Source organism: Paractinoplanes rhizophilus, assembly GCF_042664765.1.
Classification (GTDB): Bacteria; Actinomycetota; Actinomycetes; order Mycobacteriales; family Micromonosporaceae; genus Actinoplanes; species Actinoplanes rhizophilus.
On record NZ_JBHTBJ010000125.1, the window covers coordinates 1 to 896 of the forward strand.

At 66.1% G+C, this 896-nt stretch carries 1 protein-coding gene; it reads left to right on the forward strand.

The annotated features are described in order from the left end of the window. Positions 1 to 53: 53 nt before the first annotated feature. Positions 54 to 883 (forward strand): IS5 family transposase gene (locus tag ACFQS1_RS40515; RefSeq protein ID WP_378978396.1). Its coding sequence is split into 2 segments (ribosomal slippage): positions 54 to 402 and positions 402 to 883, totalling 831 coding nucleotides; the frame shifts between segments, so codons are not numbered across the junction. Positions 884 to 896: the final 13 nt, after the last annotated feature.

Below are 896 nucleotides of genomic sequence, written 5' to 3' on the forward strand. Positions count from 1 at the left end.
AGACCGCATCTCATTAGGGGTTGTTGAGTTCCAACATCATTCGTTGTACGGGCGTGAGTGATGTGGAGAAGTACTGCCCGGAGTCGTTGTGGTGTCTCGTGCAGCCGTTGCTGCCCCCGCACCCGGAAAGGCATCAGGGTGGCGGCCGGCGGCGGATCGATGACCGGGTGGCGATCGCGGCGATCGCCTACGTGTTGCAGACCGGCTGCCCGTGGGACGCGTTGCCGGAATCGTTCCCGATCTCCCGGGCGACCGCGCATCGCCGGTTCACCGAATGGGTGAAACAGGGCGTCATGCAGGCGTTTCACCAGGCGACGCTGGATGTTCTCGGCGCTGCCGGGCAAATCGACTGGTCTCGGGCGAGTGTGGACGCGATGCATGTCCGGGCACTCAAAGGGGGGACCTGACCGGGCGCAGCCCGGTGGACCGAGGCAAGCCCGGCTCCAAGATCCACGCGGTCAGTGACCGCAACGGGCTACCACTGACCGTGCTGGTGACCGCCGCCAACGTCAACGACAACACCGCGCTCGAGGACGTGCTCGACAATCTGCGCGCGATCCGGCAACCGCTCGGCCGGCCCCGCCGATGGCCGGCCAAGCTGCACGGCGACAAGGGCTACGACTACCGGTCCTGCCGTGAGCTGGTCAGGCGACGCGGCATGATCGCCCGGATCGCCCGTAAGGGCATCGAATCCGCCACTCATCTCGGCCGGCACCGCTACGTCATCGAGCGCTGTCTGGAATGGGTCAGCCGGTTCCGGCGTCTGGCCCGCCGCTACGACCGCAAGGCTTCTCACTTCATCGGATTCCTGCGCCTGGCCTGCGCTCTGATCTGCTACCGCCGAGCCGTCCGCCTCAACCTCCTGACCAGCAACAACCCCTAATGGGATGCGGTCT